The following is a 22,015-nucleotide window of genomic DNA, read 5'->3' on the forward strand; positions in this document are numbered from 1 at the left end:
TCCTTTTTCATGGAAGAATTGATATACTATGAATAGTATAAATAAATAGAGGATGATGAATCATGGCACAGACTAAAACTAACGCAATGCGCATACTGGATGCGAAAAAAATCGAATATAACATGCTTACATACGATAATAAAGACGGAAAAATTGATGGAATTTCTGTAGCGAGAAAAATTGGTCGAGAGCCAAAGGAAGTCTATAAGACACTTGTGGCACAAGGACCAAGCAAACATATTTATGTATTCGTCATTCCCGTTGCCGAGGAATTGGATTTGAAAAAGGCAGCAAGAGCGGCGGGTGAAAAAAGCATGGAGATGCTCCCTGTAAAGGATATTCAAAAATGGACAGGCTATATCCGTGGTGGCTGCTCCCCTATCGGAATGAAAAAAGAATACAAGACCTTTTTGGACGAAAGCTGCAGCGATTTGCCTGAGATGGTGGTCAGCGCAGGCAAGATTGGCGTTCAAATAGTACTGGAGCCTAGTGTATTAAAAGAAGTAACAAAGGCAGAAATTATGGACATTATTAAATGAGAAATAAATGAATTTTTCCATGGGCACTCACCTATAACCCAGAAGCGCATATGATAGGGTGTAAATATCTCACCTAATAACTGGCCATTAAATATGACTAGAGGATAAAAGAGGCGCAGTTGAGTAGCGTAAAAGGGAGTGTTGATGAATGGCAGGGAAAATTAGAAATTATTTTGCTGGCGGGAACACAGCCAGAGGTTTCCATAACCTTTACGATTCCAATCTTCAAGGACTAGATCGGTTGTTTATTTTAAAAGGCGGTCCAGGGACAGGTAAATCTTCATTGATGAAAAAAGTAGGAAACGAATGGGTGGAACAAGGCTATGATGTGGAGTTTTTACATTGTTCCTCTGATAATAATTCCATTGATGGCGTGCTCATTCCAGCGTTGAAGGTCGGGATCGTTGATGGAACCGCACCGCATGTCATTGAGCCGAATGCACCTGGAGCAGTGGAAGAATATATCAATCTGGGTGAAGCCTGGAATGCCCGTGCTCTTAGTGTGCAAAAATATGTGATTCAAAAGCTCACTAGACAGATAAGCCAGTCCTTTCAAAAGGCCTACGCAACATTTAAGGAAGCATTAGAAATTCATGATGATTGGGAAAAAATTTATATTAATAGTATGGATTTTAAAAAGGCTGATCAATTAACAAAAAAATTAATTGACACCTTCTTTGGAAAAATGAGATTGAATAAAACGCCTGATGTCCGTCATCGATTCTTAGGTGCAGCCACACCTAAAGGCGCCGTTGATTTCGTTCCGAACTTAACAGAAGAGATTCCTAAACGCTACTTTATTAAAGGGCGCCCTGGTTCCGGGAAATCAACGATGTTGAAAAAACTAGCGGCGGCGGCCGAAGAGCGCGGTGTGGATGTAGAGATTTATCACTGCGGCTTTGATCCAAATAGCCTCGATATGTGTATTTTTAGAGAGCTCGGCATCGCTATTTTTGATAGTACGGCTCCACATGAATACTTTCCGAGCCGTGATGGCGACGAAATCCTCGACATGTATGAACTTTTGATTGAACCGGGAACAGACGAAATTTTTGCTGATTTTATCAGCAAAATTTCTGCCAAATACAAAAATAAAATGACTGAGGCGACCAGCTATCTCGCTAAAGCAAAAGAGCTGCACGATGAGCTTGAAGAAATTTATGTAGCTGCGATGGACTTCTCGGTAGTTGAGAAAATTCAAAATAAAATTGCTGAGGAAATAAAAGATTTAGCGTCTTCTACCGTTCTATAATAATGTTCAAGGGGTCAAACCACACTATATTAGTGGGGTCTGACCCCTTTTCCTGTTTATTTCTTTTGTTTCTTCTTTTGCGTATGATTGTTTTTATTGCCCTTACTGTTATCGCCACTTACAAATTCAGTCGCAAACTCTGCTTCTGCATGTCCTGCTTGAGGAGAATTTTGATTGTTGCTGCCTTTGTTGTATTTCTTAGTCATGGTTCATCCCTCCTTGTTAGTTGTAGTTTGCTGTTTGGGTGTGTTTTCATGCTAATAAATAAAGGGTAAACTTGAAGAAAGTGGAAATTTTGTAAAGGAGGCATTTCTTTGTCAGCCAAAACTGAGTTTTTAACCAAGCTATTCGAATCGAACCGCAACGAAAAAGAGGCGGGGCCGATGACGAAGTATATGAAGAATCATTTCCCCTTTTTAGGAATTAAGTCGCCGGTTAGGAAGGAATTAGAAAAGGAATTTTTTAAAGAAACAGGAATGTTGAAAGAGCCATTCGATCAAGAATTTATTATAGAGCTTTGGGAAATGGATGAAAGAGAATATCAATATATGGCCTTAACATATTTGGAAAAGTCGTTGAAAAAACTACAGAAAGAGCATTTAGCCTTAATGAAAAGATTAGTATTGGAGAAATCCTGGTGGGATACGGTGGATGCAATTGCGGCTAAGCCGGTGGGGAAAATAGCAGAAAAGTTTCCGGAAGTAATCGAGGAAACGATTGACGGCTGGGCAGAGCATGACAATATGTGGTTGCGACGAACTGCGATCCTTTTTCAATTAAAATATAAACAGAAAACCGATGAAGAGCGGCTGTATCGATACATAAAGAGCAATTCTGACAGTAAGGAATTTTTTATCCAAAAGGCCATTGGCTGGGCGCTTAGGGAATACTCCAAAACCAATCCGTCCTCGGTGAAGCAGTTTATCAATGAAAACAGTCTTGCCCCGTTAAGCGTAAGGGAAGGGAGCAAATATGTAGACTGAGCATTAAAAACGATTCGGTGTAACTATTCATGTTAGAATGGGCATTATGAAAAATTTTGGAAGGTGGGACAGCATGATTAAATGTATTGCATCAGACATGGATGGAACATTATTGAATTCCACACAAACAATCAGTGAAGAAAATAAAAAAGCGATTCTAAAAGCACAGGCACAAGGAATTGAATTTGTTGTGGCAACGGGCAGGTCTTATCAGGAGGCAACCTATGTATTAGCTGAAGCGGGTTTAAAATGCCCGGTGATTGGTGTGAATGGTGCAGAGGTACGCTCGAAGGACGGTGAAGTTCTTGTTGCGACTCCAATCAGTAAAGAGCTGGCTAGAAGGGTGGCAGCTAAGCTGGTTGAAAAAGACGTGTATTTCGAAGTGTATACCGACAAGGGAGCCTATACGATTGATGCGGATAAGGCAGTCTCCATTCTAGTCGACATCGTTGTCAGTGCGAATCCAGAGGCAAATGTCCACGAGATTGTGGAGGCAGCGGGGGCAAGGATACAAGATGGCTTAATTCATACCATTGAAGATTATGAGGTTCTATTTGCCAGTAATGACTATCAAATCTATAAATTTCTAGCATTTGATTTTGACGCAGACAAATTAGAAACAGCTAATCAATCTCTTGCTGAGTTGGACGACCTGGCTGTATCCACTTCAGGTCATGAGAATTTGGAAATTACCAATAAGAATGCTCAAAAGGGCATTGCGCTTGCATCTTTTGTAAAAGCAAAGGGAATCGAGCTATCTGAGACGATGGCAATTGGTGATAACTTTAATGATGTCTCGATGTTTGAAGCAGCAGGAAGATCGGTTGCGATGGGAAATGCTGGCTCATATATAAAGTCCTTGTGTGATGCGGTGACAGCTTCCAACAACGAGCATGGTGTGGCCAAGGCTATTCTCGAGGTTTTATAGGAAAGAGAGGCACCATGTGAAATTTTCACATGGTGCCTGACACCCTACAAAATCTCAATCTTCAAGGAGTTGACTTGCGAGACGAGGAGTTCTTCGTATTGTTTTTGGGCTTGGAAATAGACTTCCTGCTCGCCGAAGGTTGGGTTTTCCTTTTTGACCTTTGCAATCAGGTCTTTTTGGACCTTTTGCGCAAGAACAATCATCTCGTATTGCTGTTTTTCAGTCGTCCAGAACTTCTCTTTACCATATTCGGTAATTAACCTTTTAGCAGAATCATACTGGTTATACTGTTCGCGAGCCTTACCCAAGGCCGCATCCACTTCGGCTGCCGTTGCCTGATGACCTTTTTCGTTCGCAAGCATCGCCATTGAGCGGAGTCGGATAATTTGTGTTAAAACTTGATTCTTATTGTTATTTACTTTCTCCTGCGATTCTAAGTAGGTTAATTCTTCCTCTAATTGCTTACCTGTGTATTTCTTCTTCGCTGCCTCACGGTTGATTTCCAGCTGCAATTGATTAATGAATTGATAGAAGGCTACATCCTCATTCGTAACCCATTCTCCGTTGATTTTGGCTACTCCCTTAGGCTTCGTCACGGTAATGTCGATAACCTTTTCTGACGTTTTCCCATCTTTTTCTAACGTAAACGCTGCTTCATATTTGCCGCCCATAGGTAGATTCACTTTACCAGAGTACGTACCATTTTTGCCTTCCGCAAACGTTACGTCGTACGAACCGTGATCCATATTGGTCATCGATAATTGCGCGGAAACCTCCAGTCCTTTGACCGCTTTCTTGTTGTCCGTTACCTTTATTTCAAACGGCAGAGCGGTATCCTTTTGATAGTAAAGCTCCTTGGTCACATCGATCTTATAATCAGGGCCACTGCTGCAGCCGGTTATTAAACTGAGCAGCAGAAGTAAGACGAGCATGGTTCGTGTCTTCATGAGACGATTCCTCCTAGGTTATGAGTGTTTAAAAATTCCTCTACTGTATACTTTTCCATTTTTCCATCATTTAAATAAGCCACATGAGTACATACCTGCTTAATTTCATCCAAATGGTGAGAGGAGAGCAAAATGGTTTTATCTTGAAGAGAGCCTAACACCTCTAAGATTTCCTTTCGCCCCATGGGATCAATGCCACTTGTCGGTTCATCTAGAATCAGAATAGATGAATCTTGATACAAGGTAATCGCGAGGCCAAGGCGCTGCAGCATTCCCTTGGAATATTTCTTTACCTGAACATCGCGGTCGTCCCACAGCCTCACGGCGGTCAACACCTGTTGAATACGCTCCGCATCCTCTTGTTTAAACACTGCTTCTGCGAAAAAGGTCATATTCTCAAGACCTGTCAGCATGGGATAGAGCATAAATTTTTCCGGTAAGTAAGCAATGGCCTTTTTCCATTCGTTATTTTTCTTCGTCACTTCAACTCCATTAATGGCAATCGTCCCTTTCTTAACGGGTAAGAGCCCTAGAAGGCTATTGATAAAGGTGGATTTACCGGCCCCATTGCGGCCGACAAGGGCACAGATCTCATTTTTCTGTATCTCAACGGTAACTGCATCTAATACAAGCTTTTTCCCGAAGGATTGGTTTAAATTTGATACTTTAATCATTCATACCCCTCCTTTCTGTTGAACATAATGGCAGTTGAGTAGGAAATCATAAGCCAAAACGCTAAATTTCCCAATAAAAAGAATACGGGCTTCGTCCACATAAAGGCCTGCAGGAGTCGTGACATATGGCCGAAGGAATACACGCCCATCCCCGTCTCGAGGAACATCCTCACTGCCTGTAATGGATTTAAAAAGTAGGCGGATGAAAAGAGTTTTACATTTTCATGGGTCACGTCAGGTAAAAATGAGAGCAAGATAAAGTCATGTAAAAAGAAGAAGTAAAACCAGACGAAAATGGTATAACCGATAATCTGCATCCGCGAACGGCTGAAGCTGCCAATGGCTGCACCCATTTGTAAAAATACTAAGGCTAAGCAGATAATAGCTACTACAAAGATAAGATAGCCCTTCATATCAAGTTGAAAATTAAACTTTAACAATAGTAAATATAAGAAAAACCAAGCTAGAAGCGGGACTAAAACCACGGTATACAGTCCCAGACTTTTTTTAACGAAGAAGGTAGAAAAATTGTCTTTCTTCGTTAGTAACATGATTAACGTTTTTTGTTCCTTTTCCTGAAAAATGGAGAAGGCCCCGATGAATAAGCAAAGGATCGGGATAAAGTAAATAATCGTATCAAATAGATTGATTAAGAGAACATAAAAGCCTTTATCAAATGAAAGGACAGAGGAACGAAACAAGATACTGATTGAAATGAGAACGATGATACTTAAGGATAGCCATAGTCCTTTTCCTCTTATATTTTCCTTCCATTCCTTCCAAATGTAATGCATAGTAAATGTCTCCCTTTTAGTAAAATGAAAACCACCAATAGCAGGCCGATAACGGCGAGAAGAAAAGGTAAATGACTGCTTTTTTCAGCTGCTAACGGATGTGGGTCCGTAAACATGACTTCGTCGTCCGTCAAAGTGGCATTAATTTTTTCATAGATTTTGATGGCTGGGCTTTTTAAAAATAAAAAGGTTAATTCCTGGTCCTCAATCAGCTGATGGAGAGAAGAGTGATAGGTTACCCCAAAGTCACCGATGCCGTTTTGGTTTAAGTCAGTAAGTGGAAAAGCGGTTCCCCAATCATTTCCCTTTCCGTCTTTGCTCCACGTATTGTTGCCGCCTGTTCCCCCTAGGGTGACCGCAGGAATGGTATTTTCTGAGATTCGGTTTAGGGTGAACGTTTGGTCATTGGAACTGGCCCAAAGTTCAATCCCAATCTGGTTTTGAATGACTCGGTTTCCTTTAATGATGTTTCTTGTTGCCTGGTCAATATACATGCCGCGTTGGTTCATGTAAAACGTGTTATGAGCTATATAATTATCATTGGCTTGCAGAAGTAATAAGCCAAACGATTGGTTTCCATAGTTAACGATAAATTGATTATCTTCTAGTTTCAGATGGTTCGAGTTCATGATGGCCGCACCGCCAGTATTCATCGTAAAAATATTTTTTTTGAAGATATTATCATCGGAATACATGTAATGCAGGCCGTACCGTGTGTTGCTAATGTTATTTTCATAGCTGTGATTATTGTTGGCATATTCGAAGAACATCCCGTCACGGGTGCCTTCAATCGTGTTTTTCTCTAAGAGATTATCGTTAGCGTAATAAACATGCAGGCCGTTTCCTTGAGCAGCGATCTCGCCTTTGCCCAGGCCTTTAATATCGTTATAGCGGATTTTATTGTGGTGAGCCTGGCTCAGATAAATCCCGTGAAAGGAATGGCGGATTTGGATATGCTCCACGATATTGTTGTCGGTATAAACCTTAATGGCCGCATATTCTTCACTCGAATTTCGGTTCATACTTCCATGTGTCACGGTTAGATGGCTTAACTGGACATGAGGAGCCTTAATGGAAATGACGTTTCCCGTTCCGTCTCCTTTAATCACGGTATTTTTAACCCCAATGATGGTCAATGGTTTGGTAATGACGATATTGCCCTCATAGGTTTTATTTTCAAGCTTCAAAACCGCCCCCTCTTTCAAGCTGTCGATGATTGCTTGCAAATTTTCGGCCGCCATATTTTTTTCTGGTTTTATCAGGATAAAAAGAAAAAAAACTAGAGATAGGAGCGTTAATTTTTTCATTTTACTTTCGATCCTTCCATAACGGAATGAGTAAGAGAATAAAAGCCGCAATGACCAAATACGTTCCCAAGCCAAGTAGGCTGGTCGTCTGGAAGTTTGCGATGGTGTTATGCCCTAAAATAGGTGGCACAAACGGATCAATTTTTATCGGTGCTTCAGGACTTAGGTTGGTACCGAATTTTTTCAAGGCAGCATGCAGGTCGATGACCCCAAGTGCACCGCCGATGACGAATATGCTAATCAATCCATAGAGGACAGATTTTTTTCGTAGCAACGCTGTTAATAGAGTAAGAGCTGCTAAACCAACGATTAGATAGGGTAAATAGGATAATTCTGGGAAGTTTTTCTCACTAAAGTTCGCCATACCGATATAGTGGTTTAATCCATTAACAATATCAATTTGCCCTTCCAGTTTGTTGGGATAGACGATAATATTTAGTCCTTCTGGATATTGAGGTGCAATGAACACCATCTTCCACCATGGGAAAAATAATGAGACGGCAATCAATATAGCGGAAACACCTAATAGTAAAGCAGATACCAAGGATAATTTTTTACTACTACCAATCAAGTTAACCACTCCTAATATAGTGATAATTAGATAAAAGGAGGAGGGTATCAATGCAGAAATTGATACCCATCTTCCACTTATTTTTTAGGCTTAACTAAGAAGTAACCGGTCATTTCTTGGTGTAAGGCTGAGCAGAAGTTTGTGCAATAAAGTGGGTAAGTCCCTGCTTTGTTCGCGACAAATTCCATAGTATTGGTCTGACCTGGCTGTACTTCCATGTTTAAGTTATAGCTGTTGATAGCAAATCCGTGCGTAATGTCCTCATCGAAGTCGATATTGGTTAGATGGATGAACACATGGTCGCCTTCATTTACTTCAATCACATCTGGACGTTTGGCTTTTGCATCGAAGATGAATTTTGACCTCATGGCAATTCCATATACATGGACTTCGTTTCCATTACGAACAATTTTTGCATCATCTTTTTTGTATACAGCGTCCTTATTTTTTGGATCCTTTGGATACACTTCAATGGTTTTAATCTTATCTGCCTTAATCATTTGAGCATAGTGTGGTTCAGGGTTTACTGGTGCTGATTGAATTACCTTCATCTTGCCGCTGATGTCAATTAACTGCATAGATTCAGGGTGTGAAGGTCCGACAGACAAGTAGCTGTCTTTCGCAATCTTATTCAGAGCAATGAGCCATTTTCCGTCGGGTGCCACTGTGTCACCTTCTGCTGCAACAGAGTGCCCTGGAGAATACTGAACAGGTACACGGTCTAGTGTTTTACCAGTGTTAGGGTCCCATTTAACGATTTCAGAAGATATGAACATGGTTGTATAGGCCATGCCTTTGTCATCAAATTGAGTATGAAGTGGTCCAAGTGCGTTTTCTGGATTCACTTCTCGTTCCATGACGGATTTGTAATTAAGGATTGGAATCCCATTTCTTTCACCAGAGAAGTCTTTGTTTTCTACTGCTTTAAAAGCTTTTTCAAACGAGAATACGGTCATTGTTGGTGCTAACTTTCCTGAAGCAATGAAGCGTTTCCCATCTGGTGTAACGTCCACACCATGTGGAGATTTGGCAACCGGAATTAAGTAAATACCACCCTTTTGTTTCTCAGGGAAGATCATCTTTTGTCCGCCAACATCCTCGTATTTTCCTTCCTTGACCATTTTCTCAAGCTCTTTCCAGTTAAAAAGAACAATAAAATCACGGTCAGCTTGTGATGCATTAATTTCAAGGTTTGTTGTTGACTCTTCTGTATTGTAAGTAGTCATAACAGCCCAATCAGCAGAGCTCTTTTTACCAGCGTCGGAAAGGTCATAGGACCAAGGTGGCAGAGCAACCTGATAAGCAATATTTAGCTTTTCTTTGTTTTGATCAAAGGTAACAGCTGACATCACGCCGCGGTATTTTGTGCTGTAGTCATCAAGCGATTCATATTGTTGACCTAGCGGTACAGCGAACCGAGTAGGCAGGAACATGTACTCTGTATTTTCGGTTACGAAGGCCGCACAGTGTGGTCCGCTCGTATTTGGCACTTTAATAATGTCCTTTACGGTAAAGGTTTTTAAATCCATTGCGGCCGCACGGCTATTACCGACATCTGTCGCAAACATGTATTTACCATCGTAGTCACCCTTTGTTTCAGAGAACGCTGGATGGTGAAGGTCACCCCAAGTGTAGTCACCCATTAATTTTTTTGAATGCTCATCAAAGCCATAGCCGGTTGCAGAATCTGGCGAGAATACCGGAACGGTTCTGATATGACGCATGGACGGCACTCCGTAAATGAACATTTGTCCAGAGTGACCTCCAGATGCAAATAAGTAATAATCATCTTTTTTACCGAATGGAACATACACCTTTTCTGCGTCGCTCTTATTGGTTGAAGAAGCTTCCGTGTTCGTTTTTGCTGAAAAATCGGCAAATGAAATCGTAGCGGCTGCAAACCCTGCGAGCAGTCCCGATGCAATCGGAATCCATTTTTTCATATCTTTTGACACCACCTTTTCCAATTATTTTGCTTCAGATGCTTGTTTCAGAAGGTCTAATACTTGCTTCCGTTCATCATCTGTTAGTGGACTTTTACCAATGACGCCTGACATAACAGCTGATGTTGGTTGTTTCAGGAATTCTTCAATTGGCTTGCCATGCTTACCTTCAACGTTAACAAATGCCTGTGAAAGGTCTGGTCCAACTGCACCACCTTTTAAATTAAGAGCTTCAACACTGTGGCAGCCCAGGCATCCTTTTTTATTAAGGATATTGTCTTCGCTAACAGCACTGCTTGTTTCTTTAGCAGCAGTACTTTCTTCTTTGGTTTCGGTTGTGGCCTTTGTTTCTGTTTGGGCTGTTTGTGATGGCTGTTCAGAAGTGCCCATAATGACGCCGAAAACTAGGTAGCCAAGACCAAAGCCAAGTAATGCGCTTATGACGAAGCTTAAAATTGCCTTATTCATTCTGTCCCCTCCTTTTTTTACAAATGAACACCTTCATCCTAATGGGATTTCAACCGGATAATTGTGACGTACAGCACAGTTTTATTTTTGTTTATGAACGTTTTGTGAATGGGTTAGTTAAGTCCTGTTTTGTTGCGGTTTTAAAAAAATGAACGTTTTGTGAATCTCGTCACTACATCTTGGTTGGAACTTACTTACAATGAATGGTAGAAATGAGTGAATGAATAGGTGGTGGGGAAAGTGAGTCAGTCGGATTGTTTAAAGGATCTACATTTATCGGTTTATCAAGAGGGAAAGCATATCGATCTATTGCGGAAAATTATCATCTTTAAGGATTTATCGCCTAAATCTCTGCAAGTCATTGAAAAACGGATTCAGACTTTTACCTTTAAAAAAGGGACCAGGATTATTTCAGAGGATGAGATTGCAAGAGGGGTTTATTTCGTCCGTTTGGGCGCGGTGAAGCTGACAAAGCAGGATGAGAACGGCAATGAAATCATCGTATGTGTGAAGCAAAAAGGGGATGTGTTTGCTGAGGCGGGTTTGTTTACGCATAAAACGGCTAAGTATCCGGCAACGGCCACGATGCTGCAGGACGGGGAGATTCTGTTCTTGGATAAGCTGGAATTAGAGAGGGATTTATATAATGAACCTGAGCTTGCGATGCAAATGATTCGTTATATGAGTGATAGTTTAAGGGAGATGACGTCTCAGTTAAGAGATGTTGCCTTGTTGGATGTGTATGCAAAAACGGTGAAGACTCTCGAACGGCTTGGGGAGAAGTTTAACACCGAGAGAGGCAGATGGGATATTGAGATTCCTTTGACTGTTCAGGAGTTTGCGACAGTGGTTGGAACAACCCGGGAAAGCGTCAGCCGCGTGTTTTCGAAGTTGAAGAAAGAAGGAGTAATTGACTTAAAATCTAGAAAAATTGTTATTTTGGATTGGTGCGGTCTTTGTACACTGCTGCATCGGGATTATTAATAAAAAAAGCCCTTCGTGCACGAAGGGCTGTTAGTTTGCAAACTTATAGGTCCAAAAACGCTCGTTATTAATCCAAACCATGACTTGCGGATCTTGATTTTTTAGCTTCTCTTCCATACCAATGAACATCTGCTCTGTCTGCGAACGGTGTGCTTGGATGGCTGCAAGCTTTGTTTGGCCTACAGGGGAAATGTTGTTGATAATATCCGCTTCCCCAAGCTCTTCCACGCAATTATTAGAGAAGGCGACACAGTGTAAGGTCGGCCTTGCAGCTGCAGGCATCTTTTCAACTGCTCTCACGACCGCCGCACCGGTGGCATCGTGATCTGGATGAACCGAATAACCTGGATAAAAAGTGATAATTAAGGATGGATTCAGTTCGTCTATTAAAGCTGACATCGTGTTAGTCAGCTTCTCATCATCTTCAAATTCAATCGTTTTATCACGGAAACCTAGCATACGAAGGTCTTGAATACCCAATACGCGGGCAGCCTCCTTCAATTCCTGTTTTCGTATTTTAGGCAGATTTTCCCGATTGGTAAAAGGAGGATTGCCCATATTTCTTCCCATTTCCCCTAATGTTAAACAAGCATAGGTAACAGGAGTCCCACTCTGAACATGAGTCGCAATCGTACCTGATACACCAAAAGCCTCATCATCAGGGTGAGGAAAAACAACCAAGACATGGCGCTCTTTTTTCATAGTTCATTCTCCTTTCCAAGGTAACTGCTCAGCACTCCTTACTCAAATGGAGTATGGCTGATTTCAAGGGCAACGGCCAACTTTCCTTCATGGTCATGGCCGGCTAATAATAGATGGTTCTCTTCGTCGATTTCATAGTGGGTAATACCCTCTGCGTAAATCCAACCGAGGTTGATCTTTAGACCGACGCGATACGGCCCATTTCCTGTAATCTTCCCCAATTCATAACGGACAAGGGCGTTACGAATATAGGCTCCAGCGGAAAAGAAAGATTGATCTTTATGTGATGCATAAGCACCATTGGTTGTTTCAAGGTGAATATAAACATCTTTGTTTGCAAAGCCATTAATGGCCTCTTGGACACGGCTTAACTCTACTAACTCCATGCCTAATGACCTCCTTCCCTTTGATCCACAAGCAGAATCTATAAACTATTCTTATTTAATAATGTAACTATCATACTAAAATCATTTAAAAAATGCGAAATGAATGCTTGAAAAAAGAGGTTGCATGTACGCCAACCTCTTTCAATAATATTATTCGCAATCCTCACAATACTCAGTAACAGACTCCGTACCGCGGTACGCACCGTGCCAAGTCGGACCAACAAATTGGTTTAAGCGGAAGCCTTGCTGAATCGCAGCCGTAATAAATTCCTTCGCTACATCTACAGCATCATAGACAGATTTCCCTTTTGCCAGCTCAGCAGTAATAGCTGACGAATACGTACAGCCTGCTCCGTGCGTATATGTCGTTTCAAATTTTTCAGACTCGTAAAGCTTAAATTCCTTCCCATCATACAGCAGGTCAACCGCTTTTTCTTCAGAGTGAAGCTTGCTGCCGCCCTTAATTAACACAAATTTAGCACCTTGCTCATGGATTTTCACAGCCGCTTCTTTCATTTCCTCGACGGTACGCGGTGTCTTCATTCCAGCAAGCTGTCCTGCTTCAAAAAGGTTAGGAGTAACGACTAAGGCACGTGGTAAAAGAAACTCACGCATCGCATCTGTTGTTTCCGGATTCAATACCTCATCTTCGCCTTTACAAACCATTACTGGATCAATGACTACTTTTTCCAACTTGTTTTCATCGATCTTTCTGGCAGTTAATTCAATAATTTCAACGGTTCCAAGCATTCCAGTTTTCATCGCGTCAATTCCAACGGATAGAACGGTTTCCAATTGAGTCTCTAATGTATCTACTGCAAGGGGAAACACACTATGGTGCCAGTCCTTTGGATCCATCGTTACAATCGTTGTCAGTGCCGTCATTCCGTAAACACCAAGCTCCTGGAAGGTCTTCAAATCTGCTTGAATGCCTGCACCACCGCTCGTATCCGAACCGGCAATCGTCATTACTTTTTTAATCGTCATTATGTACTCTCCTCCTTCTAAAATCCTCTTCGACTTTCTTATTATAAATCATTTCCAAAAATATAACATAAATGATGTTCTGGCTTTTGTTGGGATGCTTTAAAAGACCAATCCTTGACAGAAAAATGACAATTAGACCATTTGTACTTTATGCATGCATTTAGCGTGATAAATATTACTTTCAAAAAAATGCGACGAAAGTACGATGAATACATAGGGACGTCTGATATTTTTCGACAAAGTGACAAATGTCGCTGTGTTGGAGTTGCTCCTATTTTTACAATGATTAAACAAAGAAAAATCTTAGGTGGGGAGGGGAAACAATGAACCGCAAGGGGTGTCCCGATGAATATCCAATTTCCTTAATCATAAACGGTTTTGAAATAGCCGTTTTTCAACTAACAAAATACGACCTAGAGGATTGGACCTATGGATATTTGTTTTCTGAAGGATTTATCCAGGAAGCAAGTGATATTGAATCCATCTTAATCAATGAGGAAATGGGCAGCATTCACGTTTCTCTCAGCTCCCATTTTGACGAAGAACAAGTTTTTTCAAAAAAGAAGCATTATACCGCGGGGTGTGGTAGAGGAGTTACCTTCTTTTCTATGACAGATGTGAAGAATTTTGACAGAGTCGCCTCGGATAAGACTTATCAATTAAGCTATCTCTTAAAAAAGAGAAGTGAATTTGCCCAGAATTCAGATCTTTACCTGGAGACAGGCGGAATGCATGGAGCCTGCATTATCGATGAAGAGGGCATGTTGGCGATTCGCGAAGATATTGGCCGCCATAATGCCGTGGACAAAATTATTGGCTACGCAATAAGAAAACGGTTACAACCCGAAAGGTTAATATTACTCACAACCGGTAGGGTTTCATATGAAATGCTCTCAAAAGCAGCGAAATTTGGCTTTCCTGTTATCGGTTCACGTACGGCAGCCACCAAGCAGGCTGTGCAGCTGGCAAAGTTTTTAAATATTGAGGTGATTGGCTACTTAAGAGGGAAAATGGCCACGGTTTATACCTCTGCTGGCCGAGTGATCAATGATGTAACGGCCGAGTTGCCATTAGAGAGAAGTATTAAAGGGGGGAATTCATAACGTAGAGTGCTTGATGAAGCTTAATAGAGAGAGAAATACGGGATGTTCTAATCAATTTTGGGAAGGAGATTAGTGATGGTTGAAATGAACTTAAATCGCCGGCAGTTTTTAAAGCTATCTGGTGCGACTGCAGCTACTCTGGCTGTTGTTGAACTGGGCTTTAATGAAAAGAAGGCCTACGCGAAATCAAAAGAATTCAAAATTGCCAAAGCTACTGTAACACCAACCATTTGCTGCTACTGTGGTGTCGGATGCGGAATCCTCGTTCACACCAAAGATAATACTGTGGTTTATACGGAAGGGGATCCGGATAACCCAATTAACGAAGGTAAGCTTTGTAGCAAAGGAACCACATTAAGACAGTTATATACATCTGAAAAACGATTAACAAAACCACTTTATCGTGCTCCAGGAAGCGATAAGTGGGAGGAAAAAGAATGGGATTGGATGCTAGACACCATTGCCAAACGAACAAAAGAAACACGCGACAGTTCATTTGTTGAAGTTGAAAATGGCATCACAGTGAATAAAACAGAAAAGATTGCAAGCCTTGGCGGCGCAGCACTTGATAACGAAGAAACGTATTTGCTATCAAAATTAATGAGAGGGCTTGGTGTAACCTATTTAGAGCACCAGGCACGAATATGACATAGTTCTACGGTTGCCGGTCTGGCACCTACATTTGGTCGTGGAGCAATGACTAACCATTGGAATGATCTGCAGCATACTGATTGTGCGTTGATTATTGGGGCAAACCCTGCAGAAAATCATCCGATTAGCTTTAGATGGCTGACAAAAGCAAAGGAAAAAGGCGGCAAAATCGTCAGTGTGGACCCACGTTACACAAGAACGTCGGCACAGGCAGATGTTTATGCTCCGCTTCGCTCCGGTACGGATATTCCGTTCATTGGCGGGATGATTAATTATGCGCTAGAAAACAATCTTATCCACAAAGAGTATGTTGCTAACTATACAAATGCTGCTTTCATCGTGAAAGAGGGTTATGACTTTAACGAAGGCCTTTTCTCCGGATACGATGAAGCAAAACGGGGATATGACAAAACAAAATGGGCAATAGAAACAACAGAAGACGGGAAACCAGTGAAGGATGCATCATTAACCCATCCACGCTCCGTATTCCAGTTAATGAAAAAACACTATTCCCGCTATGATGTAAAAACGGTAACAACGGTCACAGGAACTCCAAAAGAAGATTACTTAAAGGTATGTGAAGCCTTCTGCTCTACCGCAAAGGTGGGAAAAGCAGGTACGATTATGTATGCAATGGGAACAACCCAGCATACGGTTGGCTCTCAAAACGTACGTATCTATGCCATCTTACAGCTTCTATTAGGCAACATCGGTTTACCTGGTGGCGGAGTCAACGCAATGCGCGGTGAATCCAACGTACAAGGTTCAACTGACTTCGGTCTATTATTTGATAACTTAACGGGTTACCTTGGTGCACCTAAAGCCACTGTTCCAGAGCATGCCACGCTTAAAGGCTACCTGGAAAAAGAAACACCAAAAACAGGCTACTGGAGCAATAAACCAAAATTTGTTGTTAGCTTACTAAAAGCTTGGTATGGTGCAAACGCAACAGCAGAAAATGAGTTTGGCTATCAATTCTTGCCAAAAGGGAACAAAAACTACTCTCACATCAATTTGTTTAACGCGATGTATAAGGGTGAGTTAGACGGTGCGTTCTTATTCGGTACGAATCCAGTGGTTGGCGGACCGAATGCTGGAAAAGAAAAAGAAGCACTTGGCAAACTTAAATGGTTGGTAGCCATTGACCTTTGGGAAACAGAAACGTCTGCTTTCTGGCAAAAAGAAGCAGGCAGTAACCCAGCAAAAATAAACACAGAAGTATTCTTACTTCCAGCCTCTGCTTCTTTTGAAAAAGAAGGTAGTATATCAAACAGCTCTCGCTGGATGCAATATCGCTGGAAAGCGATTGATTCACGAGGCGAAGCAAGACCAGATCTTGATATCATTCATGAATTAGCCTTAAAACTGAAATCTTTATATGCAAACAGTCCTAAATCAGCAGACAAACCGTTCTTAGCTCTAGATTGGAACTATGGAACAGGGGATGTACCTGATATTGACCTAGTTGCTAAAGAAATCAATGGCTATGACTTGAAAACGGGTAAATTAATCGCTGGTTTTGGTGCTTTACTAGATGATGGAACCACTTCAAGTGGTAACTGGATTTATTCCGGCTTCTATCCTGAAGAAGGCAAAAACAAATCCAAGAACCGCGATAACAAAGACACGGGCGGCGAGAACTATTTGAACTGGTCATATGCATGGCCTTCCAACCGTCGGATTCTTTACAACCGTGCAGCAGCCGATCCTAGTGGTCAGCCATGGAGTAAGGAAAAGGCGGTCATCTGGTGGGATGCTGCTCAGAAAAAATGGGTCGGAAATGATGTCCCAGACTTTAAACCAGTTTTAGGGCCAACAGAGCCAGGTGGAACAGGAGCATTCATGATGAACAAAGATGGTGTCGCTCTATTATTTGCACCAACCTTGAATGATGGTCCATTCCCAGAGCATTATGAGCCATTTGAAAGCCCAGTGGCAAATGCTTTTTCTAAGGTTCAATTAAATCCAGCAGTAGTGGTAATTGAAGGTGACTTCAATAAAAAAGGCGATAAAAAGAAATTCCCGATCATTGCAACCACCTACCGTGTTAGTGAACATTGGCAGTCCGGTTCCATGACAAGGAACCAGGAATGGCTTTCTGAATTAGCTGGTCATATGTTTGTTGAAATGAGCGAAGAGCTTGCGAAAGAAAAAGGCATCAAGAATAAAGATAAAATCGTTGTCAGCTCCGCGCGTGGGGAAATTAAAGCCTACGCGATGGTAACGAAACGCTTTAAGCCAATCCTCACGAACGGTAAGAAGGTCCATGAAATTGGAATGCCATGGCACTTTGGCTATAAAGGATTTGCGACAGGAGATACAGCCAACCGCCTGACTCCACATATTGGGGATGCCAATACGATGATCCCTGAATTTAAAGCATTCCTCTGTGATGTTAGGAGGGCGGACTAATGACGAAATATGTAAAATATGTCGACGTAACGAAGTGTGACGGCTGTCGTGCCTGTATGGTGGCCTGTAAAAACTGGAACGACCTTCCGGCGGAGCCAACGGAGTTCCAAGGAAGTGTGCAATCCCATGCGAAAACAACAGCAGATACATGGAATGTCTTGCAATATATTGAGCATGAAAATGGGAAAGGTGATTTAGAATATCTATTCCGCCACTCTTCCTGCTTCCATTGTACAGATGCAGCCTGTGAAAAGGTGTGTCCGGAAAATGCCATCAGCTATACAAAGTATGGCTCCGTGGTCATTGATCAAGACAAGTGTGTAGGCTGTGGCTATTGTGTTCAAAACTGTCCATTTGAAGTAATTTCTTTAAAGACTTATAAAGATAAAAATGGCAAAGAGTACAAGAAGTCGCATAAATGCACGATGTGTACGGATCGTCTAGATGAAGGCCTTCAGCCGGCATGCGTAACCACCTGCCACACGGGAGCGATGGAGTTCGGTGATGCTGAGGCGATGATTCAAAAAGCAGAAAAGCGCGTGAAGGAAATCAAGGATCGTTACCCTAATGCCATGGTATACAACCCACAAGGGGTAGGCGGCACACACACTGTTTATGTGCTAGCAGAGAAACCATCTGTATATGGATTACCGGAAAATCCAAAGGTTCCTACCTCAGCAGTGGCTTGGAAGGATTACGCACAGCCAATCGGTAAAATGATGCTTGGTGCGACAACCATGGCGGTTGTGGGTGCATTCATTACCAACCGTTTATTTAATAAAGAAGGCAAAGATGAGAAGCAAGATGGAGGTGGTAGCCATGAGTAAAAAACAAAAGCCAACCGTCCAGGTAAAGCGGTTTTCGAAGGCCTTTGTCTGGGCACACGCCGTCAATGCCTTATCATTTTTTGCACTCTATATTACGGCACTGCCTATGTATACGGAATTCTTCGACTGGTTGTATCCCGTTTTAGGCGGTCCAGAAGGAGCACGTCTTCTTCACCGAATATTTGCAGTTGCATTTGTTACGCCTACAGTTATTTGGGTAATTTTTGACTTTACCGGCTTTAAGCGCTGGATGAAAGAGCTTATTACCTGGAAGAAAAGAGATCTTCAATTTTTTACAGAATTCGTTAAAGAACTTTTTGGCTTTAATTTTAAGCATGTCAGACAAACATTCTTTAACGCTGGTGAAAAGATCAACTCTATCATCCAAATTGTTACGGCGATTATGATTATTGGATCTGGATTTCCAATGTGGTTCCCACAATTTTTCCCAAGAGCTGTCGTTCAGTGGGGCTACTTCTTCCACAACATTGGCTTTGGCCTAGCCATTGCTGTTGTTGTCGGACATATTTATTTGAGTGTCGTTCATAAGAACTCCAGACCAGGCTATTCCGGTGTTGTTACAGGAAAGGTCCCTGCTTGGTGGGCTAAAGAACACTACACAGAGTGGTATGAAGAAGAAGTGAAAAAAGGCAACTTCCCTAAACTAGATGACCCAAGCAACAAGAAGAAAAAAGGCGCGTAATAACAAATTGGGGAAAGAGGTTGACTCATAAGGGGTCTGACCCCACTGAAAAAACAATATCTAGACCTAGATTACTCTAAGTTTTAACTAGATATTGAATCGTGGGGTCTGACACCTTTGCTTTTGAGTCAACCTCTTTCCTTATAAAAAAAGTGGAGGTACAACGATGATTAAATCCGTTGTTTCAAAAGAGTACCAGGAATTGCAGAAGGAAATTGTGAAACTTCAAGAACAGTGGAAACAACAGATAGATAGGGAGACCATCAGGCCCAATCTAGATAAGGCAGCTATGGCCGCAGGGATACCAGCCGCATCATTAACGGTTATTGATTTTGAAATTTCACTATTCCAACAGTGGATAGAGGAAATAAATTCCACGCTAGTAAAATTTAATCCAGAATTAGAGCCAAAACTAGCTAGTGTTGGTATTCTATTGAATGAAGAAGTAGCGGTGAAATGGATTGAAGAGGCATTTTCCTTCAATCATGTGTATTTTGTTGGTTTTGCACAAGAAAATGGACTTGAAGAATGGATTCCGCAATTCCTAGCTGAAACAGCCCTTCGCCCTTATTTACAAGTAACCGCTGAAAAGGTTCAAAAGGACATAGATAAGGCTGTTCCTGGAGCCGGCTGCCCAGTCTGTGGAGAACCGGCAAGAATAGCGTCTCTTGAGGAAGAAGGAAAAAAAGTGATGCACTGCCCACGCTGTCTGGCACATTGGCATGCAAGGCGCCTAGAGTGCTCACACTGCGGCAATGAAGACCACAAAACCATACAGTTTTTAACCATTGAAGGCGATGCTGTTTCGCAAATTCAAGTTTGCGATGAGTGTAACGGCTATATTAAAATTATTGATACAAGACAATATATCAGCAAACCATCTGCCGCATTACTAGACTTGAACAGCATCCATTTAGACTTCGTCGCCCAAGAAAATGGATATAACGCGGTAGGTATAAAAAAAGTGGAAAACTAAGAAGGTGCTAAGGTGAAGGCTGCGGCTATTATTTTATCAGGTGGGAAATCTAGCAGGATGGGTACAAACAAGGCCCTGCTAAAAATAAACGAGAAAACAAACATCGAAAGAATTGCAGATACGCTAAAGCCCCTCTTTGATGATATAATTCTAGTAACCAACAATCCTGAATCTTATGAATTTTTAGGATTGAAGATGGTAAAAGACCAGTATCCTGGTATGGGGCCACTCGCAGGGGTTCATGCAGGCTTAAATCACTCGAACTATGATGTGAATGTGATTGTTGCCTGTGATATGCCGTTTGTTTCAGGAGAACTGGCGCAAGCGCTCGTCCAACTCTGCAGCCATTACGATGCCGTCGTACCTGTAATCAATGGAATACAGCACCCACTTTTTGCTGTCTTTAAAAAGGAGATTGCAGGTGAAGTGGCTGGGAGTATTGAAGAAGGAACACTTCGAATGAAGCACCTTCTGAATCGCTTACAGGTGCTGTACGTTACAGAAAAAGAATTGCAATCTTATAGTCAATTCGATCTTGAAAAGGTCTTTTTTAATATGAACCACCCGAATGAGTATGAAGATGCTAAAAAGTGGGCCGAGACAGAATAGATGAACACAAGGGGGAAAAGGGGAACCATGCAATTTTTCAAAGTAAAAACAGTGGAAGAGACATTTGCCTTAATTGAAGAGTATATCCCGGTAACGCCACACAAAGAGGTGCGGGTGCTGGAAGAAGCGCTCCATTACATTCTTGCCGAGCCGGTCGTGGCCAAGGAAAATGTCCCGAGCTTTGACCGCTCAACTGTGGATGGATATGCTGTAAAAGCGAAGGATACGTATGGTTCCTCTGAATCAATGCCTGGATTCCTTACTGGAACGGGGGAAGTGAAAATGGGCGAAGTCCCTCATTCTATGGTAGGCCCGGGAAATGCTGTCTATGTGCCAACTGGCGGGATGATGCCTTCTGGTAGTGATAGTGTCATAATGATTGAACATTGCGAGGACCTCGATGGCCTCTTAAATACGTATAAGCAAATTGCACCAGGCGAAAATGTGATTAGAGCCGGTGAGGATATAAAAGAAGGCGAAACCCTCCTGACCGCTGGGACAAAGCTTCGTCCTCAGGAATTAGGGGCCTTGGCCTCCTTAGGGATTACCCATGTAACGGTCTTTCGTCAATTGAAGGTCGCCTACCTATCCTCCGGAGATGAAATTGTTCCCTATCAAACAGAAACCCTTCAAGAAGGGCAAATTCGCGACATTAATCATTTAACCATCTCAGGGTTAGCTCGTGAATGGAATGTAGACGTTGTATACGGTGGCATTGTAAGGGATGATTTTGAAGTCTTCCGTCAAAAAGCGAAAGAGCTTTACGATCAAGTGGATTGCCTGATTCTTTCTGGAGGAAGCTCTGTTGGGGCAAAGGATTATACCACTGAGGTCATTCAATCCTTAGGGAATCCAGGAGTATTTGTCCATGGAATTTCTATTAAACCAGGGAAACCAACCATCCTTGCTATGGCAGATGGAAAACCAGTCATTGGCCTACCAGGACACCCTGCGTCGGCGATGATTATCTTCCGGTTATTTGGTGAAAGGATTTTACGAAAGCTGATGGGTGAAAAAGTAGAGCGGAAACCAGAGCGGATTTTTGCTAGAATCACAAAGAATATTCCATCCTCCCCGGGACGGTCTGATTATATTCGTGTCCGTCTAGTTGAAAAAGAGGGAGAATGGTGGGCGGAGCCGATTATCGGAAAATCAGGCTTAATTACCACACTCGTTAAAAGCGATGGAATTGTTGAGATTAGTTCAGAAAAAGAGGGAATTTCACAGGGTGAATACGTTCCTGTGATCGCATCACGATAGGGGGAAAAG

Annotated in this window: 23 protein-coding genes and 1 pseudogene; 13 read left to right on the forward strand and 11 right to left on the reverse strand. The window is 42.0% G+C overall.

The features are described from left to right. Window positions 1–62 precede the first annotated feature (62 nt). Together ybaK and QFZ87_RS02750 are read left to right on the forward strand one after the other, a co-directional pair. The gene (gene ybaK / locus QFZ87_RS02745; protein WP_309857375.1) at window positions 63–539 is read left to right on the forward strand and encodes a Cys-tRNA(Pro) deacylase; all 477 of its coding nucleotides are present in this window, start codon (window positions 63–65) and stop codon (window positions 537–539) included. A 148-nt stretch (window positions 540–687) separates the two neighbouring features. Beyond that, a complete protein-coding gene (locus tag QFZ87_RS02750) occupies window positions 688–1,791 on the forward strand; it encodes a PRK06851 family protein (protein ID WP_309857377.1) in 1,104 nt (367 codons plus the stop codon). 56 nt (window positions 1,792–1,847) lie between these two features. Here the strand turns inward: QFZ87_RS02750 and QFZ87_RS02755 are convergent, their stop codons facing one another. Then, window positions 1,848–1,997, reverse strand: a complete 150-nt coding sequence (locus QFZ87_RS02755; RefSeq protein ID WP_309857380.1) for a hypothetical protein — start codon at window positions 1,995–1,997, stop codon at window positions 1,848–1,850. 108 nt (window positions 1,998–2,105) lie between these two features. Here QFZ87_RS02755 and QFZ87_RS02760 point away from each other — a divergent pair, with 108 nt between their 5' ends. After that, window positions 2,106–2,774 (forward strand): DNA alkylation repair protein, encoded by a 669-nt coding sequence (locus tag QFZ87_RS02760; protein WP_309857383.1) that lies wholly within the window; start codon window positions 2,106–2,108, stop codon window positions 2,772–2,774. Between the two features lie 73 nt (window positions 2,775–2,847). After that, window positions 2,848–3,702, forward strand: a complete 855-nt coding sequence (locus QFZ87_RS02765) for a Cof-type HAD-IIB family hydrolase (protein ID WP_309857386.1) — start codon at window positions 2,848–2,850, stop codon at window positions 3,700–3,702. Between the two features lie 44 nt (window positions 3,703–3,746). Here QFZ87_RS02765 and QFZ87_RS02770 read toward each other — a convergent pair whose 3' ends face one another. The 7 genes from QFZ87_RS02770 to QFZ87_RS02800 all read right to left on the reverse strand — a co-directional run bounded on the left by QFZ87_RS02770 (window position 3,747) and on the right by QFZ87_RS02800 (window position 10,406). Then, window positions 3,747–4,649: a FixH family protein gene (locus tag QFZ87_RS02770; protein WP_309857389.1), complete on the reverse strand. Its 903-nt coding sequence runs from the start codon at window positions 4,647–4,649 to the stop codon at window positions 3,747–3,749. Then, a complete protein-coding gene (locus QFZ87_RS02775) occupies window positions 4,646–5,323 on the reverse strand; it encodes an ABC transporter ATP-binding protein (RefSeq protein ID WP_309857392.1) in 678 nt (225 codons plus the stop codon). The genes QFZ87_RS02770 and QFZ87_RS02775 overlap by 4 nt, the downstream gene beginning before the upstream one ends. Beyond that, on the reverse strand, window positions 5,320–6,117 hold the full coding sequence (locus QFZ87_RS02780) for an ABC transporter permease (RefSeq protein WP_309857395.1): 798 nt from the start codon (window positions 6,115–6,117) through the stop codon (window positions 5,320–5,322). The genes QFZ87_RS02775 and QFZ87_RS02780 overlap by 4 nt, the downstream gene beginning before the upstream one ends. Beyond that, on the reverse strand, window positions 6,081–7,358 hold the full coding sequence (gene nosD / locus QFZ87_RS02785; protein WP_309857398.1) for a nitrous oxide reductase family maturation protein NosD: 1,278 nt from the start codon (window positions 7,356–7,358) through the stop codon (window positions 6,081–6,083). The genes QFZ87_RS02780 and nosD overlap by 37 nt, the downstream gene beginning before the upstream one ends. Window positions 7,359–7,425: 67 nt before the next feature. After that, complete coding sequence (locus tag QFZ87_RS02790) at window positions 7,426–7,995, reverse strand: hypothetical protein (RefSeq protein WP_309857401.1); 570 nt, start codon at window positions 7,993–7,995, stop codon at window positions 7,426–7,428. A gap of 77 nt (window positions 7,996–8,072) precedes the next feature. Further along, window positions 8,073–9,938 (reverse strand): Sec-dependent nitrous-oxide reductase, encoded by a 1,866-nt coding sequence (gene nosZ / locus QFZ87_RS02795; protein ID WP_309857404.1) that lies wholly within the window; start codon window positions 9,936–9,938, stop codon window positions 8,073–8,075. A gap of 24 nt (window positions 9,939–9,962) precedes the next feature. Further along, window positions 9,963–10,406, reverse strand: coding sequence for a cytochrome C (locus QFZ87_RS02800; protein ID WP_309857405.1), 444 nt, complete (start codon window positions 10,404–10,406; stop codon window positions 9,963–9,965). Between the two features lie 240 nt (window positions 10,407–10,646). Between QFZ87_RS02800 and QFZ87_RS02805 the strand changes: the two genes are divergently transcribed. Continuing rightward, window positions 10,647–11,390 (forward strand): Crp/Fnr family transcriptional regulator, encoded by a 744-nt coding sequence (locus QFZ87_RS02805; protein ID WP_309857407.1) that lies wholly within the window; start codon window positions 10,647–10,649, stop codon window positions 11,388–11,390. A gap of 30 nt (window positions 11,391–11,420) precedes the next feature. Here the strand turns inward: QFZ87_RS02805 and bshB2 are convergent, their stop codons facing one another. The 3 genes from bshB2 to pdxK form a co-directional block, all read right to left on the reverse strand. Continuing rightward, window positions 11,421–12,092, reverse strand: coding sequence for a bacillithiol biosynthesis deacetylase BshB2 (gene bshB2 / locus QFZ87_RS02810; RefSeq protein ID WP_309857410.1), 672 nt, complete (start codon window positions 12,090–12,092; stop codon window positions 11,421–11,423). Between the two features lie 38 nt (window positions 12,093–12,130). Then, the gene (locus tag QFZ87_RS02815; protein ID WP_309857412.1) at window positions 12,131–12,478 is read right to left on the reverse strand and encodes a YojF family protein; all 348 of its coding nucleotides are present in this window, start codon (window positions 12,476–12,478) and stop codon (window positions 12,131–12,133) included. A 150-nt stretch (window positions 12,479–12,628) separates the two neighbouring features. Continuing rightward, window positions 12,629–13,465, reverse strand: coding sequence for a pyridoxine/pyridoxal/pyridoxamine kinase (gene pdxK, locus QFZ87_RS02820; RefSeq protein WP_309857416.1), 837 nt, complete (start codon window positions 13,463–13,465; stop codon window positions 12,629–12,631). A 323-nt stretch (window positions 13,466–13,788) separates the two neighbouring features. On the opposite strand from pdxK, the gene fdhD reads away from it, so the two are divergent. From fdhD to QFZ87_RS02855, 8 genes and pseudogenes are all read left to right on the forward strand, one after another. Next, the gene (gene fdhD, locus QFZ87_RS02825; RefSeq protein ID WP_309857419.1) at window positions 13,789–14,568 is read left to right on the forward strand and encodes a formate dehydrogenase accessory sulfurtransferase FdhD; all 780 of its coding nucleotides are present in this window, start codon (window positions 13,789–13,791) and stop codon (window positions 14,566–14,568) included. Between the two features lie 75 nt (window positions 14,569–14,643). Beyond that, window positions 14,644–15,216, forward strand: coding sequence for a twin-arginine translocation signal domain-containing protein (locus QFZ87_RS25005; protein WP_483862242.1), 573 nt, complete (start codon window positions 14,644–14,646; stop codon window positions 15,214–15,216). 12 nt (window positions 15,217–15,228) lie between these two features. Next, window positions 15,229–17,631 (forward strand): annotated as a pseudogene (gene fdnG / locus QFZ87_RS02830) (formate dehydrogenase-N subunit alpha); the annotation flags it as partial. Beyond that, on the forward strand, window positions 17,631–18,458 hold the full coding sequence (locus tag QFZ87_RS02835) for a 4Fe-4S dicluster domain-containing protein (RefSeq protein ID WP_308081757.1): 828 nt from the start codon (window positions 17,631–17,633) through the stop codon (window positions 18,456–18,458). The pseudogene fdnG and the gene QFZ87_RS02835, both read left to right, overlap by 1 nt. Next, window positions 18,451–19,161 (forward strand): formate dehydrogenase subunit gamma, encoded by a 711-nt coding sequence (locus QFZ87_RS02840; RefSeq protein WP_309857422.1) that lies wholly within the window; start codon window positions 18,451–18,453, stop codon window positions 19,159–19,161. The genes QFZ87_RS02835 and QFZ87_RS02840 overlap by 8 nt, the downstream gene beginning before the upstream one ends. Window positions 19,162–19,327: 166 nt before the next feature. Beyond that, window positions 19,328–20,137, forward strand: a complete 810-nt coding sequence (locus QFZ87_RS02845) for a formate dehydrogenase accessory protein FdhE (protein ID WP_309857424.1) — start codon at window positions 19,328–19,330, stop codon at window positions 20,135–20,137. A gap of 12 nt (window positions 20,138–20,149) precedes the next feature. Further along, on the forward strand, window positions 20,150–20,746 hold the full coding sequence (mobA, locus tag QFZ87_RS02850; protein WP_309857427.1) for a molybdenum cofactor guanylyltransferase: 597 nt from the start codon (window positions 20,150–20,152) through the stop codon (window positions 20,744–20,746). Between the two features lie 27 nt (window positions 20,747–20,773). Continuing rightward, a complete protein-coding gene (locus QFZ87_RS02855; protein WP_309857430.1) occupies window positions 20,774–22,006 on the forward strand; it encodes a molybdopterin molybdotransferase MoeA in 1,233 nt (410 codons plus the stop codon). Window positions 22,007–22,015: the final 9 nt, after the last annotated feature.

Source organism: Bacillus sp. SLBN-46, assembly GCF_031453555.1.
Classification (GTDB): domain Bacteria; phylum Bacillota; class Bacilli; order Bacillales; family Cytobacillaceae; genus Neobacillus.